Raw genomic sequence first — 16,893 nt, 5'->3', positions numbered from 1 at the left:
GTTGCTCTAAAACCATGCGCACTGCGCGCGCCTTGACTTCCGGGGAAAATTTGTTTGTGCTCTTCATCTCGATATTCTCTCATCTTAAAGAGCCTCCTCAAATTACGGGGCGGTTCACTTGCATTAGATACCTACGTAGCCACTTAAGAACTGCATATGTTTCTAATGCAAGATAAAGAGATTTACGCAGTAATTAGTCTGCGGTTGCTTTTAAACTGGCGGCTTCCTTCTTGACCGAGCTACCCTCAAATTTAAGTATGTCTTTGGTTCTTCTGTCCTCAGACCCTTGCTATAGGTTTTCACTAATCTACGTCCTTTTTCATCAAAACTGATACTCCCAAGTAATACGGAATCAGCGATATCTGAGTTAATCTTCCGTAACTGAAGATAGTTTTTATTTGTCCAATTTTGAACAGCCTTTGCTAAAGGATAATCAGCTCGGTCATAATAATTCTGATTTGTAGGCTTATTCGCATCAATCAAAATATTCAAACAAAATCCAAGAACTCTTGAGCTCTTATAATTTGGTAGATTATTTAATTTAACTATCGAATCGTAAAGTTGCCTACGCACTTTATAACGAACGATACTCCATGTTGCACCTCTTTCTGAACCGAAAAAACTTTCCCAAACAATATTGAATTGAAGCTCCCAGGATGTATGACGCGGTGATTTAACAGTAGCCGCTTGAAAGCAAAATTCAAAAATTAGATTGGCTAAAAGGTCATATATATCTGTTGTATATCTACCTTTGTCGACTTTAGGTATGGGCCAGGGTGGGTTTGGTTGTTTATTAATTAACTCAATAATTTGTTTTACAAACTCAACAAGAACGGAAAATGTTTTTGCTATTTCACTTTCATAGGTCGAATCCATTCCATCTAATTTACGCAAATCGATACACGCATGCTTAACATTTTCACACACTCTTCTTATCGACGAGAACTGAGGCGTGTCATTACCGTCCACCAAATAACTATTTATTGTCATTAAAGCAGCCCGGCAGTATGCCTTCCATTGATTACTGTCCCAACTTCTAAGCTCGTCGTAATCCACGTCAAATGGACTAAACCCATTTAAAGCGAGAGTTTCAATTAAGGTAAAATTTCCATAAAGTGAATTGCTGACGGGCTTTAGATAGCCAAGAAGGCCAGAATAAATCCCATCCTCTCCCTCCGAATATAGGAATGACTCTTTTTGAGAAATAGCTTCAGTTAAGATATTTCGAGCAAACTGTATAATAGGGATGTTGTACTTTTTGCCTTTAACCATTTCATCAAAAAAAGCTTGAGCAGTAACCTGTGAGGTTGCCACGATATATTTGCAAAGTCTACGATTCCCCATAAGAAGTAAAATATCGTGAGCAAAATCTTTGTAGTCCGCTTTATTTTTTTGTGTTGGATGCCTAGGCAGACTCTCAACATATTTAATCAGCGTGGATGCAGACCTTGCAAGTTCATCGGCGATTACTTTCAACTCCTCGTTAGAACTTTTTACAATCACTTTATAAAGAGCTACTGCATATTTGTGTGCGTTCCGTTTCCCAAAGATAGGTGGGTTTATAAATGCATAGTATATCCATGTGAGAAATGTGACGAGAAATAATAGCCCAAGCATCATCTGCCAAATATGGTAATCAAGGCCGACAGTGACGGGTACAAACCATTCTTCAGCAATCCAAACTTCTGTCAACAAGCTCAATATGCCTATCAAAGCTAAGACCACATAAGAATTTCGATACAAATGACTAGGAGTTACTGCAAGGCGAAATTTGAACCTGAAATCGGTAATGGTGAATAACACGGCAAGCAATGCAACTGCCGTTAAATATTCAGAGAACCCAAATATTCGCTCAGAAATATTGGGTATAGAGATAGGTGTAAAACAAAAATACCAATAGCACGTTTTTGCAAACATTCCATTACCTGCTTTTCTTATCGAAACTTTATTTAAATCTTTTATTTTCTTTCGCTAACTTGACCTCGACTGTAACTTTTGTAATTCGCACAGCAAGTGCGAAAGCTAGCAACCCAGGTCCAAGAAGAATCTTAATGAAATCATAGCCATTTGAATGTCTTGCGGCCAATCTGAATTTTTCATACCGAGCTTGCTGTTCTCTATAGCGCTCTGCAAACCACATAGTTTCTTTAATATATGACTGGTTAGCCTCACCTTTAACATCAAAAAGAAATTCAGAGTCATTAAACCCTAATGCCTCTATTATCGGATATGGCTCAGATATTGAATCAGGCATTTTTTTGTATACCCTTCGAGAAGCATTACAGAGCATCTTGCTATCTTCATTAATCTCCTCAAAATTGGAAGGTGAGAACTCACCCCTAAATCGAGGGATACACACAGGAAGAGCAGTCTCTAAATGTCTTCTGAATAAACTATATGCGCCTTGTGTCTTAGGGCCTTCAGCATTATTAATATATGCTTGAGAAACCTCTTCATTTAAATCATTGCTCAGACTGATTAATCCGACTACTGCCGCAAGTAGCCAAAAGTAATCCACCTGTTTGAGAAAAACCATGTCAACTTTTTTTATATTTCCAAACCATACATAGAAAGCGTGAAAGACTAGCGTCAATAACAATAAGGCCAAGCAAAAATAGACTGGCGTAAGAATTATTTCTAGTAAGTAAGAATCGAACCGCATGCTAATTTGCCTATTTAAATTTATGCATGCTTAAAAGGTAATACTTTCCCACCAGCTTTAATCTCATCAAGATAATCCGCCCATTTTTGCATCATACTTTTTCTTGCTTGTAAGAATTGTGCCCGTTCATAAGCTGTGCCTAAAGGGTTTACAACTGAATGGGCCAGTTGTCGCTCAATATGTTTAGGGTCAAAACCCAGCTCTTGCTCTCCCAATGTTTGTGCTACAGCTCTAAAACCATGCCCAGTAATATCATTTTGCGTGTCATAGCCTAAGTTACGAAGTGCTCCGTTAATTGCATTTTCACTCATTGGGCGCTCATGTGTCCGTCCACCCGGAAAAACAAATAGCCCATGTCCTGAGAAAGACTGCATCTGATTAATGATGTCCACAGCCTGTGTCGATAGAGGGACAATATGTTCAGTCTTTGTCTTAGTGACTGTATAACGCCATTCGTTACGCTCAAAATCTAAGTCCTCCCATTTCATACGTCGCAATTCACCAATGCGTTGAAAAAGTAATGGAGCGAGCTTTAGGGCACAACGTACCGTGAGCGTGCCTTGATAACCGTCTATGCTTCTCAGCAAGCCGGCAAAATCTTTAGGTTCAAGAATAGCCGCCATGTTTTTAACTACAGGTGGGGGCAAGGCGCCCTTTAAATCAGGTGCCGGGTTATTAGTGGCGAAGCCTTTTTGTATTGCATAGCGAAAAACTTGGCCCGCTGTTTGAATAATGCGGTGTGCGGTTTCAAGTTTGCCTTGTTTCTGCAATATGTTGGTAGTTTCCAACACCAGAGGCGCGGTTATACTTGAAATTACCCTCTTACCTAAGGTTGGGTATAGATAAAACTCTAACCAGCGCTTAACACGCTGCTGGTGACGCTCTGACTTGTTTTTATTGTGCAATGCATGCCATTCATTCGCCACGGCTTCAAAAGTGTTTGTGGCGTCCAGTATGGCCTTTTGTTTTTGCTCTTTCCTATCCCGCCCCGGGTCTATATTCTTTGCCACCAGCGCACGCGCTTCATCGCGTTTTGCTCTGGCTTGCTGTAATGACACTTCCGGATAAGTGCCCATCGACATGAGTTTTGGTTTGCCCAAATGACGATAACGAAAGCGCCACCATTTACCCCCAGAACTAGTAATGAGAATTGAAAGCCCTAACCCATCAGTAACTGAATAATCTTTGTCTTGAGGCTTGGCATTGCGTAACTGTGTATCGGTGAGGGCCATATGTATAACTTTGTATATGTATAAGTTAGGTTATACGCAAAGTTATACGTGGAATGTGTATATGTCAAGCGACGTTATGATATGAAAAAAGGCCTAGATTCTCATCTAAGCCTTTGATTTTAATTCGTTTTGAGTCTTTTTTATACTTCTTGATACTATTTCTTGGTGCCGGGAGCCGGAATCGAACCGGCACGTTGTCGCCAACGCTGGATTTTGAGTCCAGTGCGTCTACCAGTTCCGCCATCCCGGCATGAGGTATAATGTACAACAGACCGCTATTATAACAACATTTTTTAATAATGAGAATACAAGATTTCGATTTTGACCTGCCTCCGCACTTAATTGCACAACACCCTGCTGCTCACCGGACTGATAGTCGATTGCTTCGCGTCGAAGCCTCAAACAACGCGCTCTCGGATGCGATGTTTAAGGACATCGTAGACGCTTTCGAAGCTGGCGATGTTCTGGTGCTTAATGATACCAAGGTGATTAAAGCCAGACTGTTCGGGACAAAGGAGACCGGTGGGCAGATTGAGGTGATGATAGACCGTGTGTTGGATAGCCATCAGGCTTATGCACAAATCAAAGCCTCGCGCTCACCTAAAGCAGGCAGCATACTTTTGCTGACAGAGGGATTGAGGGCAGAAGTGCTGGGCCGACATGCCAATATGTTTCATCTCAAGTTACTGAATGAGATCGACTGGTTCACGTTACTTGAGCGGCATGGGCAGTTGCCATTACCTCCGTACATTGAACATCAGGCAGATACAGAGGATGACAGCCGCTATCAAACCGTGTTTGCCAAACACGCGGGGGCAGTGGCCGCCCCGACGGCAGGCCTGCACTTTGATCAAGCGATCATGCAAATGCTTGCCGATAAAGGTGTACAGATTGTGTATGTGACATTGCATGTGGGTGCGGGGACTTTTCAGCCGGTCAAGGTCGACAACATTGCCGACCACCATATGCACAGCGAGGTGTATCACTTGCCTGAACACACCATTCAAACCATCCTAGAGGCGAGATCAAGCGGCAAACGCATCACTGCAGTGGGTACGACCAGCCTGCGCACCCTGGAAAGTGCAGCACACGCAAACAAACTGTTTGCACATCACGGCGAAACGGATATTTTTATCACCCCTGGCTTTGAGTTCAAGCTGGTAGACCGCCTGATCACCAATTTCCACCTGCCAAAAAGTACGTTGATGATGCTGGTCTCTGCGTTTGGTGGCTATGCCCTGCTGCGGCAGGCTTATGCACATGCGGTTGCACAGTCCTATCGCTTTTTCAGCTATGGCGATGCCATGCTGATTACCCGTGCAAGCCATCAAGACGCTCAATGATAAAACCCAACAACAATTAAACAAAGTGACACGCAGACGGTCACACACAGGCAAAACCAACTATTAAGAACAATGAGGAAATTATGCAATTATCTTTCGGGCAAACACCTTTAAGTACACTCGCAGCACTCAGCGTGTCTATGGGCCTGGCATTTCAGGCACAGGCCGAAATTCTGCCACAGGCCGAAGTCGGTATTAAAATTCCATTGGTGAAAAAACCAAGCACACGACCAATGACGGTTGCTTACTTGCCAGCCAACCAGCATTATTACATTGCTGACGGCGGCCTGGCTCCTTTGGGCAGCGAGTTTGAGGCACCTATTTCAAAATCGGAAGTCCATGCTTATACCGCTGATGGCACTTACGTAAACTCGGCCAAACCTGGCTTCGACAATCGCTCACTGTATTACAACGCCAACAGCGGCAAACTGGAAACCGTGACTTACAACATCTCGAGCGCAGTCGGCTTTTTGCCCAATACGGGCATTTTTAGCCTGGAGGTGAATGAAAAGGGCGAAGTACTGACCAGTTCGGGCGACGTTGCGCAGTTCAATCCGGCTTTTGGCGATGCGGGCACCATGCCCAGCTACGACCCTGTCAGCAATCGCTACTTTGCAAAACAGGAGCGTGGTAATCTGGTGTATGTGGTTGACCTCAAAAGCCGTGAAAAAGTACAGGAGATCAAGCTCGATCTGAACACGCCACAAGTGGCGCATGATGACATCAGCGATCATTTTGTAGGATTCAGCGGAGTCGCTGGCAATGAACTGGTGTTGCTGGATGTGGATCACAAAGCCGTATTGATCTATGACCTGAATGGCCAATATGTGGGCAAAAGTGAATTACCCAAAACCATGAAACTGCGTGCGCAAAACCATTACAACGGCTTGGGTTACAGCAATGGCATGCTGTTTGTGTACCATGAAAATGAAGGCGAATTCGGCACTTACTACGGATTCAGGGTCGTCAAATAACAAACCGCGCTCCGGCGCGGTTTGTTCACTACTGACTGGCAACAGCGAGCGATGCCGAAGCAGGTGGCTCATAATGCCAGTGGTTACGCCATGCGCCTACCACCAGATTGGGATAATCCGGCTTGCCCAGACTGCCGTTATACCTGCCAAGTGCGCGAAAGTAATCGCCCCGCTCAATATCCAGATAATGTCTCAGGATGGTACAGCCATAGCGCAGATTCAAGCGCATGTCGAACAGGTTATGTTCGTTGGCACCGATGGACCGCACCCAAAAGGGCATGACTTGCATATAGCCGCGTGCACCTACTTCAGACACTGCATATTTCTTAAAGCCACTTTCAACCTGAATCAAACCAAGCACCAGCTGTGGATCAAGACCGGCACGCGTGGCTTCATAATGCACTGACTTGAGAAAATCCTCACGATACTGCGCATCAGGCATGCGTTTGGCCAGTCTGGCCGACATCATCTGCATCCAGTGCTGTGCAGATTGATCAGTATCAAACAGCAAACGGGGCGCTGCCACATCACTGACCGACTTCTGCATCAGTGCTTTCACACTGTTAGCGAGAGGCTCTTCTTTCTGGTTACCGGCAATAGCCGCCACAGGCCCTAGCAATTGGCCAGTGAACACTACCGAGAAATAGAAAAGTTTTACCCAGTTCATCCTGTCATCTTACCGCTTGCAATCGCACATCAACGTGCAAACAGAGGGGCAAAACACCCCTGTTTATTGCGTAAAAATCACTTCGTCAGCCTGTCACGCAAAAATGCCTCACATTCAGCCAATAGCAGGTTTTGTGCTTCAGTGTCAGTACGGCCTTTATACTCCACTTTGCCTTCAGCCAGGCCGCGGTCGCCAATCACCAGACGATGCGGAATCCCCATCAGGTCACTTTCGGCAAACATCACACCAGGGCGCTCACCGCGGTCATCCAGCAAGACATCCACGCCCGCCAGTTGCAACTGACGATACAGATCAAAGGCAGCCTGCTTGACGGCGTCACTCTTGTCGAGCCCAATCGGGCAAATCACCACGTCAAACGGCGCCATGCTGCGCGGGAAGATAATGCCTTTATCATCATTGCCCTGCTCAATCGCCGCCCCGACAATACGCGAAACCCCAATGCCGTAACAACCCATTTCCATCACTTGCGACTGCCCGTTTTCATCGAGGTAAGTCGCCTGCATGGCTTCAGAATATTTGCTGCGCAGTTGAAAAATATGGCCAACCTCAATCCCGCGACACAAGCTTAATGTGCCCTTGCCATCGGGGCTGGCATCGCCCTCCACCACATTGCGGATATCGGCAACCACGGCTGGCTCAGCTACGTCACGACCAAAGTTCACGCCAGCCAAATGGAACTTGGGCTTATTGGCTCCGCAGACAAAATCACCCATCACAGCCACCGTTTTATCGGCCACGATACGCACATTGCCACTCACGCCAACGGGTCCAATAAACCCAGGCGGGCAGTTCAAATGGGCACGAATTTCTTCTTCGGTCGCCAGCCTGAACTGCTGCACGCCTTCAATCTTGCCAAACTTCACCTCATTCAACTGGTGGTCGCCGCGCAACAAGGCCAGTGTAAAGATATCATCCACCATCAGTGCCACAGACTTGACCGTTTTGCTCACGGGCACCCCCAGCAAGGCCGCCACATCCTGGCAAGAGGTCTGCTTGGGGGTATCTACTTCGTGCATCGCTTCGGTGGCCGCTTGACGCGTGGTGGTCACAACCGCTTCAGCCAGCTCGACGTTGGCCGCGTAGTCGGACTGCTCACAATAGGCCAGCGCATCTTCGCCACTATCTGCCAGTACATGAAACTCCTGCGAGCCATCGCCACCAATCGCACCGGAGTCAGCCTTGACCGCACGAAACTTCAATCCTAACCGGGTGAAGATATTGCTGTAAGCGGCATGCATCGCGCTATAGGTTTCCACCAGGCTGTCGTAGCTGCTATGAAAAGAGTATGCATCTTTCATTAGAAACTCGCGTGCGCGCATCACCCCGAAACGTGGGCGAATCTCGTCACGAAACTTGGTCTGGATCTGGTACAAATTGAGCGGCAACTGCTTGTAGCTACTGATTTCCTTGCGCGCAATGTCAGTAATCACTTCCTCATGGGTCGGGCCAAAACAAAAGTCGCGCGCATGGCGGTCCTGAATTTTAAGCATTTGCGGGCCAAACACCGCCCAGCGGCCGGTTTCTTCCCACAATTCTTTAGGCTGCACGGCAGGCATCAGTAACTCCAGCGCGCCCGCTTTGTTCATCTCGTCACGCACAATGTTTTCCACCTTGCGCAACACGCGCAAGCCCAGCGGCATCCAGGTGTAAAGGCCACTGCCCAGCTTTTTGATCAGCCCGGCTCGCACCATCAGCTTGTGACTGATCAGCTCGGCGTCGGAAGGAGCTTCTTTTTGGGTGGCAATAAAAAATTGTGAGGCGCGCATAAAAATGGGTTTCTATCAAAAAATCTTAAAGAAAGGAATTTTAGCGTTAATTGCAGGGATAGTCATGCAATTGCTTGCAACGCACATCGCCATTTGCGCCAAAAGAAGGCTTGCAGGCAACAAGGTCAAACTGATTAGCGATGTTTGATCGGGCTATCGTCAGGAATATAGCCGCTTTTCCATTGCGCCATCGGGACGATAGTCGCTGGATAGCCATTATCGTAAAACCAGCTGTCCACGGCATATTCCGCTTTGGTTTCGTTCTCCTGAATCACCGCAGCGGTATGCGGCCAGCCGCCAACAAAGAACTTGCGGGTACGGGTATCAAGAATCGTGTGAAAGCGAATGAGGCCACTCTGCTGCATCAAACGCATATAGGTTGTGCTGTTGATCGCTTCATCATTGCAATCCTGCTGATGCGGATAGTCGCTGTTTCCGAAAGTACCGGCACGGTCAGAAGTGGTGCCAATTTTGGTGCCGACCATGTCTTCCAGCATGCCGATAGCGTTGGCAATCTGCGCCCGCTCTTGTGCCGGATTCTCAGCCAAGGGCGTAAATATTTGCAGCACGTTATCCCACTCCGGCGGCGTTAATTGCAATACATCCGAGTGTACACAACCACCGCCCTGACAGATTTCAAATGAGTCCAAAGCGGGCAGAGTATGGTAAATACGATAAATATCATTTAAATCTGCCTGTGCTGGCGCAGACCATACACACAACAGGCTACAACACCAGAACGCGATTACACAACTCGTTGCGCGGAGTGGCTTCAGGCGGAAAATGCGCAGCCAGATGCTGGCCAATGGCAGTGATCCCGTGAGTAATGCCTTGTTCAAAATGCCCACTTCTAAACATCCCTTCCATCTGCTGGCAAATGTGCTGCCAGCCTTGTTCACGCACATGGCGATGGATGCCGCGGTCAGCCACGATTTCGACATCCCTGTCAGCCAGCATTAAGTACACCAGCACGCCGTTGTTATGCTCGGTATCCCAGATATTCAATTGCCCAAACAGCTGAATTGCGCGCTGCCGGGGCGAAACGCCTTGCAAAACGGCAGCCACAGGCAGACCCGACTCAATCACCACGCGTATTTCACCGGCATGCTGATGTTCACTGTCGGCAATGGCTTGTTCGATACGCTGCAAGGCAGCAGCAGAGAAATAACGCCTGACCTGCCACGGGTGACTGGATAGATGGCGCACAAAGCGCTGGATAGGATGTACAGGTTTCATGTTACCAATCTCCTGACGCGCCACCGCCACCAAAACCACCGCCGCCACCGCTGAAAATATCGGGGCCGCTGCGTCCGCCGCCATAGCCCCCGGGGAAACCGCCCATCGGCATGCCGCCCTGGCCACCACTACCCATCGCCAGGGTAAAAATGAACGCTGCCAACCCCACCAGCCCCATGACCAACAAGGTCGCGCCCAGCCATCCGGCGAGCACTGCCAACACGCCCCCCGTCACCGCGCTGCCGAAAAAAGCGCCCAACATACCGCGCAGTATGGCGCCGGCAAAAATAGCCACAAACATGAGAATAGGCAGCCAGTGCATCACGCCGCCCGCCTGTGCTGCCTCTTGCCGGCCTGGTGCAGGCAACTGCTCACCCTGAATAAGCCTGATCAGGGAATCGGTGGCGAGGTTCAGGCCCTGATAAAACTGACCCTGTTTAAATGCAGGCGTCAATTGCTCGGCAATAATGCGTTTGGCCACGGCATCCGGAACCGCCCCTTCCAACCCATAGCCTACCTCAATCCGCATTTTGCGATCCTGCTTGGCCACAATCACAATCACGCCATCGTCCTGCTTTTCACGGCCAATTTTCCAGGCTTCTGCCAGCCGGATACCAAACTGGCTGATCTCTTCAGGTTGCGTGGTCGGCAGAATAAGGATGGCGATTTGAGAGCCAGCCTGTTGTGAAAACTGCGTGAGTTTTTGATTGAGTGCTGTCTGCTCCTCGGCCGACAAGGTCTGCGTTAGGTCGGTCACCGCGCTGTTTAAGGCGGGCATCGCCACCAGCCCGTCAGCGGCATGGCTGCCGATGCTCACAATACCAAGCAGGCAGCATAGCCACAGCCTGTGAAGCCAAGTAAGACACATCATCATGAAAACGGCTTATTTATCGCCAAAATCCACTTTGGGCGCAGATGAAATTTCTTTTTCGTTTTCAACAGTGAATGACGGTTTGGGCTGGTAACCAAACATCATTGCAGTCAGGTTATTCGGGAAGCTGCGCACGGCCACGTTGTATTGCTTGACCGCCTCGATATAGCGGTTACGCGCCACGGTCACCCGATTTTCAGTGCCTTCCAGTTGCGCCTGCAAATCCCTGAAACTGGCATCCGCCTTCAGGTTAGGGTAGTTTTCTGACACGACCATCAAACGAGACAACGCGCTGGTTAACTGACCTTGTGCCGCCTGAAATTTGGCAAAAGCCTCCGGGTCATTCAGCAGTTCGGGCGTGACCTGCATGCTGCCGACCTTGGCGCGTGCTGCGGTCACTTCGGTCAACACTTTTTCTTCATGGCTGGCATAGCCTTTGACCGTAGACACCAGATTGGGCACCAGATCAGCGCGGCGCTGGTACTGATTTAACACCTCAGCCCAATTGGCCTTGGTTTCCTCATCCAGAGACTGGAACTGGTTGTACCCACATCCGGACAAAGTCAATGTTGCAGCCAGCAACCACACCTTTAACAATCGACGCATTTCAGACTCCTGTCTAAAAAATTTAAAACAACATTCTTGGTCATCAGACAAACAAGCAGACAGGTCACCATTAAAAACCAGAGTCGCTGCTTGGGAGCTTATACCACTGTATAGAAGATGCGGGTGATTGGCGCGTCTTCAAGGGGACATCAGGCTTTTCTCGCCAGTAGCAGACACAGATCAAACCATACTTCTTTTTTGAGGGCCGGTTGCGCCAGCATGTCGCGCGGATGATGGGTGATCACTACCTGCGTCTCACCATGCGGGTGTAGCTGACCACGGACTTCCGCCAGTTGCGCATAATGCGTCCCTAAAAACGTATTGGCTGCCTGCAATCCAAATAATACGGCATACTGCACCCGGGTGTGTACAAGCAACGTGGGTTGCTGCACCACTGCATACTGCCCCTCAGGCAGTTGCATGGCTTTGAGCATATTTTGTAACAGCTGCTGGCTGTCGGCATCGTCTGCCTGCGGGCAATAGAGCAGCCAAGGGCTGATAATGGCGGGAGGAGCTTCGGCAAGAACTTCGGCAACTACCTCAGGCACCTCCTGAGTGGCATATCCCTCCGCAACCTTCGGCAGATCAAGCTGAGCAGCCTCTGCCGCTGATGGCACAGCTGGCGATGCAGGCACAGCTTGCTCAGCCAACATGCGTGACATGTCATCAGACGGAGTGCTGGCACTGGTTAATGTCGCGTCAACCACAGGGTCAGTCGACTGTACGGACTGCGGCGCTGGCCCAGCCGCTCTCGTCGCAGCGGGCACGGTAGATGGCTGTCGCAAGTGCCACATTGGCACCAGTTCCAGCTCACGTAACATATCTTCACGGCTTAATTGCATCGTATTCACTTTATCAACAGTGCGCATACCTTATCACAATGCCAGCCCCATCAACACTGCATCTTCACGACCGTGGTGGGCGGGGTAATAATTGCGACGGATGCCCATCTCGCAAAACCCCATTGCCTCATACAAACCGATGGCCTGACGGTTGCTGGCACGCACCTCCAGAAACAGATTGGTGGCACCGTGCTGGCGGGAAACCGCAATCATATGCGCCAGCAAAAACCGTCCAAAACCCTGTCCATGATACGCTTTGGCCACGCTGATATTGAGCAAATGGGCTTCATCCAGCACCAGCATCACCAGCGCATAGCCCAACACCTCACCCGCACTTTCCATCACCCAGGCGCTGTAGCCGGAATCGAGCGAGTCCTTGAAATTACCGCGTGTCCACGGATGGCTGTAAATCGTCGGCTCAATGCGCATCACTGCATCCAGATCAGCTTGCGTCATCGGGCGAAATTGCGGGTGGTGGTTGGGTAAAGCACTCATATTAAAATATCTACAATGTTTGCCCTTGCGCACGCTCGGCCGCAGTCAGGGCCACGCGGTTGCGCACATACAAAGGGGCGGCTTCATGTGCGGCCTGTGTTTGCCCTGAAGCGAATTGTGGCAAAGCCAAAGTCAGCATGGCAGCTGCTTGCGGCATCATGTCCGCGTATATCCGGGTCACCTGCGCGGGATATTGCGCAGCCAATACGTCGGCAAATACCGCCCAACCCGAGCCCGCTGCCAACCAGTCTCCACCCTCCAGCCTGGGCACTTCAAATGGCTTGCATACCACGGGAGCCGAAACTTCCAGCCAGCCAGCCGCCTGCTTGATAAACGCCGCATGGTAAACCTCGCCCATCCGCGCATCCAGACACACGACTATTTTCTCAGCCTGTGTTTCCTGCCAGGCCATCTGCGCGACCGCCAGCAAGGAGCTCACCCCCACGACGGGCAACCCAGCGCCAAAGGCCAGTCCCTGAGCCACACCAACAGACACCCGCACCCCGGTAAATGCGCCGGGCCCCATGCCATAAACGATGCCGTCCAGATCTTTTAATGCGACGACCGCCTCTGTCAGCAACCGTTCAATCTCTGGCAGAATGCGCTGTGAAGCGGCAGGGCCAGTGGCTTCATGGCAGGTAAACAAGCCGTGGTCTGTTTGCACAGCCAGCGATAAAAATTCGGTGGAAGTATCGAGCGCGAGCAGTTTCATGATGGGATTGTTCTTAGACGTTATTGAGCCACAAGGCCGAATAAGCATTAGTAACTATGCTGTTCTTCAGGAAAACATCCGGCCTTCACCGCCGAGACATAAGTCGCTATTGCCTGCTGCACACTCCCCGTCTGATGCAAAAAATTTTGTGCAAAGCGCGGCGCTTTATAGTCTTCTGGCGCTTTATCCGCCGGGCCGGTATAAATCCCGAGTAAATCCTGTAATACCAGTACCTGACCGCTGCAACCGGCACCGGCACCTATGCCGATGGTGGGCACGGCAATCTGCTGTGTGATGTGCGCTGCCAGCGCGGCAGGCACCATTTCAAACAGCACCATGCTGACTCCCGCATGCGCCATCGCTTGAGCATCGGCGAGCATGGTGTGGGCACTTTCAGCCGTTTTACCCTGGATTTTGTAGCCGCCCAGTTTTTCTACCGATTGCGGGGTAAAGCCCAGATGGGCACACACTGGAACGCCATGCATGATCAGATAGGCAGCAGTATCGACCATATTGCCACCGCCTTCTATTTTGACAATGTGTGCGCCGGCTTCGATCAAAGCTTGCGCATTAGCGAGCGCAAGCGCTTTATCGTGTTCATAACTTCCTGCTGGCATGTCACTCATGATAACGCTATTGGTGCCACTGGGATTATCGGCACGGGGCCTGGCGCCGTTGCTCACGCAACGCGTATGGTAAACCATGTCTTGCATGCTAACGTGCAAGGTATTGCCGTCGCCTTGTATGACCATACCCAGCGAATCGCCCACCAGCAATACGTCGACACCGGCCAGCGCCATGAGTTTGGCAAAGGTGGCGTCATAGCAGGTGAGCATGGCGATTTTTTCGCCAGTCTGTGTGCGTTTCAGAAGAGCTTCTAACATTGTGAAGGCGTGCTTGATGATGTCAATGGACTAAAGTTTAACGCAGCCAATGACCGGACGTGCCATTTTTTAAAAGTTGGGGTTAAAGTACTCGCGGCTGCTTTTGATCTGGCGGATACGGTCTATCAACAGATTAAATGCTTCCGGGTCTTTGATGATATTGAGTTTTTCGTTGTTAACGATGAGTAAAGGTGACGCATCATAGGCATGAAAAAACTCGCTGTACGCTTCAGACAGCCGCGCGATATATTCACGTGGCATGCCTTGCTCGTAGCTGATATTGCGTTCTTCAATACGGTCCATCAGCGCATCAACAGGAGTTTGCAGGTAAACCACCAGATCAGGCTTGGGCGCCTTGAGTTGTAAGTGATGATAAATCTGGTGATAGAGCGAATACTCTTCATCGTCCAGATTTAGTTTGGCAAACAAAGGGTCTTTTTCCAGAAAAAAATCCGACACGGTGGGCTGGCCAAACATGTCGCGCTGCGCCATGTCTTCGATCTGGCGCGAGCGCTGGAACAAAAAGAATAACTGTGTAGGCAGTGCGTAACGTTGTGCATCCTGATAAAAGCGGGTGAGGAAAGGGTTGGCCTCGGCTTTTTCGGAGAGCAGTTCGACCGAGAACTTTTCTGCCAGCATACGTGCCAGCGTGGTCTTGCCACTGCCAATCGGACCTTCAATCACAACATAGGGAAACTGGGTAAACATAATAAGCGTTCGTTAGTTTATGCCAGCTTGCGCACGGCATCGTGTTCAAATCTTGTTGCCCATTCTACCGCAGTCTGACCGTTTGCCAAGGCATGATGTAACACATAATCAGGCACAATTTCAGCCAATGGCAGCATGACAAAACCGCGTTCATGCATGCGTGGATGGGGTAATTTGAGCAGTTGGGTATCCAGTTGCATGTGGTCGTAATCTAGCAAGTCCAGATCCAGAATGCGTGGCGCGTTGGGGAATGGACGCTCGCGGCCAAAGGCCTGCTCAGTATCGAGCAGCCACTGCATCAGCTGCGGCGCAGCAAGCTCAGTCTCAACCTGCACCACTGCATTGATAAAGTCAGGCTGATTATCGTAGCCAACCGGCGCCGTCGCATACAGGCTGGAGGCGCGTATTAACTGCAAGCCCGGTGTCGAGGCCAGCGTCTGGATGGCTTTTTCCACCTGACTTTGGGGCTGTTGCAAATTACTGCCCAGCGCAATCAAGGCCAGGGCCATTTATGCAGCGCCTTCAGTCGCCGGTTTTTTCTTGCGCGGACGGCGGCGACGTTTTTTGACTTCGCTGTCAGGCAGCAACATCTGTGTACGTTCGTCGGTGCCGGCATCGGCAAACCGCGTCCACCAGTCACCCAACGCTTGCGGCAACTCGCCGGAAGCACAGCGCAGCAGCAAAAAGTCATATCCCGCACGATAACGAGGGTGGGTCAGCAAGGCATAAGGCCGCTTGCCAGCGCGTTGCTCAAAGCGTGGCTGCATGGCCCAGATTTCTTTCATGGTAGCGGTATAGCGATTATGAATCGCCATTTTCTCGGCCTGCTTGTCGATCACTTCGTTCATCGCCATGTGCAGCGCCGGAATCATATGTTCACCACGCTTCTGGTTTTCTTGCCAGGCCAACAGCACTTCGTGCCACAGCAGGGTAGCAAACAAAAAGCTGGGGTTGGACGATTTACCGGACAAAATGCGCTCATCTGTATTTTTAAGAGCAAGCATCACAAACTTTTCACCCAGCGGTTGCTCCAGCACCACATCCAGCAGCGGCAGCAAGCCGTGATGCAAATGCTGGGCACGCAAGGCGCTAATGCTCTCTATCGCATGGCCAGACAAAAACAGTTTGAGCATTTCATCAAACAGCCGACTGGGCGGCACATCCTCCAGCAGATCGGCCAGTTTGCGAATCGGCCCCTGTGTTTTAGCTTCAATTTTCAGGCCCAGCTTGGCTGACAGACGCACCGCGCGCAACATGCGGACCGGGTCTTCCTGGTAGCGGGTCGTCGGATCTCCGATCATGCGCAGGGTTTTGCTGCGGATATCGGCGACACCATCATGAAAATCCAGCACTTCTTGCCGTTTGGGGTCGTAATACAAGGCATTGGCCGTAAAGTCGCGACGCACCGAATCTTCTTCTATGCTGCCAAACACGTTGTCGCGGATAATGCGGCCACTGTCATTGGTTTCAGCATCGCCTTCACTCTGGTGATGGCCGCGGAAAGTGGAGACCTCTATGGTTTCGCTGCCCCATAGCACATGTACCAGCCGAAAACGTCGGCCAATAATGCGTGAACGACGAAACACCTTGTGCACCTGCTCCGGTGTCGCATCGGTGGCCACGTCAAAATCCTTGGGCGGATGATCCAGTAACAAATCACGCACTGCACCACCGACAATATAAGCCTGAAAGCCAGCCTTTTGCAGACCATCACACGTTTTAAGCGCCGCCTGTGTGATCAGTTTATGGTTAATTTTATGTTTACTGGCAGTAATTACCTTGGCCGCGGCCAGTTTGCCATGCGTCGCCACCTGGCTACGCTTGCGAAATATTTTTTGCAGAAATTGTTTAATCATTGGCAGTCATCATCTACG

Annotated in this window: 18 protein-coding genes and 1 tRNA gene; 2 read left to right on the top strand and 17 right to left on the bottom strand. The window is 49.9% G+C overall.

Annotation, left to right across the window (positions count from 1 at the left end):
• Window positions 1-210: 210 nt before the first annotated feature.
• From Q9291_RS02885 to Q9291_RS02870, 4 genes are all read right to left on the bottom strand, one after another.
• Window positions 211-1,917 (bottom strand): hypothetical protein, encoded by a 1,707-nt coding sequence (locus Q9291_RS02885; RefSeq protein WP_306388486.1) that lies wholly within the window; start codon window positions 1,915-1,917, stop codon window positions 211-213.
• 28 nt (window positions 1,918-1,945) lie between these two features.
• Window positions 1,946-2,662, bottom strand: a complete 717-nt coding sequence (locus Q9291_RS02880) for a hypothetical protein (protein ID WP_306388485.1) — start codon at window positions 2,660-2,662, stop codon at window positions 1,946-1,948.
• Window positions 2,663-2,682: 20 nt separating this feature from the next.
• Entirely contained in the window at window positions 2,683-3,894 is a 1,212-nt protein-coding gene (locus Q9291_RS02875) for a tyrosine-type recombinase/integrase (protein WP_306388484.1), read from the bottom strand.
• A gap of 163 nt (window positions 3,895-4,057) precedes the next feature.
• A tRNA-Leu gene (locus tag Q9291_RS02870) sits at window positions 4,058-4,144 on the bottom strand.
• A gap of 49 nt (window positions 4,145-4,193) precedes the next feature.
• On the opposite strand from Q9291_RS02870, the gene queA reads away from it, so the two are divergent.
• Complete coding sequence (gene queA, locus Q9291_RS02865) at window positions 4,194-5,237, top strand: tRNA preQ1(34) S-adenosylmethionine ribosyltransferase-isomerase QueA (RefSeq protein WP_306388483.1); 1,044 nt, start codon at window positions 4,194-4,196, stop codon at window positions 5,235-5,237.
• A gap of 83 nt (window positions 5,238-5,320) precedes the next feature.
• Window positions 5,321-6,211, top strand: coding sequence for a hypothetical protein (locus tag Q9291_RS02860; RefSeq protein ID WP_370530728.1), 891 nt, complete (start codon window positions 5,321-5,323; stop codon window positions 6,209-6,211).
• A 28-nt stretch (window positions 6,212-6,239) separates the two neighbouring features.
• Here Q9291_RS02860 and Q9291_RS02855 read toward each other — a convergent pair whose 3' ends face one another.
• The 13 genes from Q9291_RS02855 to pcnB all read right to left on the bottom strand — a co-directional run bounded on the left by Q9291_RS02855 (window position 6,240) and on the right by pcnB (window position 16,875).
• Window positions 6,240-6,878, bottom strand: coding sequence for a lytic transglycosylase domain-containing protein (locus tag Q9291_RS02855; RefSeq protein ID WP_370530727.1), 639 nt, complete (start codon window positions 6,876-6,878; stop codon window positions 6,240-6,242).
• A gap of 77 nt (window positions 6,879-6,955) precedes the next feature.
• A complete protein-coding gene (locus tag Q9291_RS02850; protein ID WP_306388482.1) occupies window positions 6,956-8,665 on the bottom strand; it encodes a proline--tRNA ligase in 1,710 nt (569 codons plus the stop codon).
• A gap of 134 nt (window positions 8,666-8,799) precedes the next feature.
• On the bottom strand, window positions 8,800-9,387 hold the full coding sequence (locus Q9291_RS02845; RefSeq protein ID WP_306388481.1) for a hypothetical protein: 588 nt from the start codon (window positions 9,385-9,387) through the stop codon (window positions 8,800-8,802).
• Between the two features lie 4 nt (window positions 9,388-9,391).
• The gene (locus tag Q9291_RS02840; protein WP_306388480.1) at window positions 9,392-9,901 is read right to left on the bottom strand and encodes a TPM domain-containing protein; all 510 of its coding nucleotides are present in this window, start codon (window positions 9,899-9,901) and stop codon (window positions 9,392-9,394) included.
• 1 nt (window position 9,902) lies between these two features.
• Window positions 9,903-10,775, bottom strand: coding sequence for a TPM domain-containing protein (locus tag Q9291_RS02835; protein ID WP_370530726.1), 873 nt, complete (start codon window positions 10,773-10,775; stop codon window positions 9,903-9,905).
• A gap of 9 nt (window positions 10,776-10,784) precedes the next feature.
• Complete coding sequence (locus Q9291_RS02830) at window positions 10,785-11,378, bottom strand: LemA family protein (RefSeq protein ID WP_306388479.1); 594 nt, start codon at window positions 11,376-11,378, stop codon at window positions 10,785-10,787.
• A 149-nt stretch (window positions 11,379-11,527) separates the two neighbouring features.
• Window positions 11,528-12,247: a uracil-DNA glycosylase family protein gene (locus tag Q9291_RS02825; RefSeq protein WP_306388478.1), complete on the bottom strand. Its 720-nt coding sequence runs from the start codon at window positions 12,245-12,247 to the stop codon at window positions 11,528-11,530.
• A gap of 6 nt (window positions 12,248-12,253) precedes the next feature.
• Window positions 12,254-12,715: a ribosomal protein S18-alanine N-acetyltransferase gene (gene rimI, locus Q9291_RS02820; RefSeq protein ID WP_306388477.1), complete on the bottom strand. Its 462-nt coding sequence runs from the start codon at window positions 12,713-12,715 to the stop codon at window positions 12,254-12,256.
• A 10-nt stretch (window positions 12,716-12,725) separates the two neighbouring features.
• A complete protein-coding gene (gene tsaB / locus Q9291_RS02815; protein WP_306388476.1) occupies window positions 12,726-13,427 on the bottom strand; it encodes a tRNA (adenosine(37)-N6)-threonylcarbamoyltransferase complex dimerization subunit type 1 TsaB in 702 nt (233 codons plus the stop codon).
• A gap of 47 nt (window positions 13,428-13,474) precedes the next feature.
• Window positions 13,475-14,311 carry a 3-methyl-2-oxobutanoate hydroxymethyltransferase gene (gene panB, locus Q9291_RS02810; protein WP_306388475.1) on the bottom strand — a complete coding sequence of 279 codons (837 nt, stop codon included), beginning with the start codon at window positions 14,309-14,311 and terminating at the stop codon, window positions 13,475-13,477.
• A gap of 69 nt (window positions 14,312-14,380) precedes the next feature.
• Complete coding sequence (locus tag Q9291_RS02805; RefSeq protein WP_306388474.1) at window positions 14,381-15,019, bottom strand: deoxynucleoside kinase; 639 nt, start codon at window positions 15,017-15,019, stop codon at window positions 14,381-14,383.
• A gap of 17 nt (window positions 15,020-15,036) precedes the next feature.
• Window positions 15,037-15,528 (bottom strand): 2-amino-4-hydroxy-6-hydroxymethyldihydropteridine diphosphokinase, encoded by a 492-nt coding sequence (gene folK / locus Q9291_RS02800; protein ID WP_306388473.1) that lies wholly within the window; start codon window positions 15,526-15,528, stop codon window positions 15,037-15,039.
• Window positions 15,529-16,875 carry a polynucleotide adenylyltransferase PcnB gene (gene pcnB / locus Q9291_RS02795; RefSeq protein ID WP_306388471.1) on the bottom strand — a complete coding sequence of 449 codons (1,347 nt, stop codon included), beginning with the start codon at window positions 16,873-16,875 and terminating at the stop codon, window positions 15,529-15,531.
• Window positions 16,876-16,893: the final 18 nt, after the last annotated feature.

Source organism: Methylophilus aquaticus, assembly GCF_030769565.1.
GTDB classification, from domain to species: domain Bacteria; phylum Pseudomonadota; class Gammaproteobacteria; order Burkholderiales; family Methylophilaceae; genus Methylophilus; species Methylophilus aquaticus.
The sequence above is the reverse complement of the archived record's forward strand: the minus strand, read 5'-3'. Positions and strand labels throughout refer to the sequence as shown.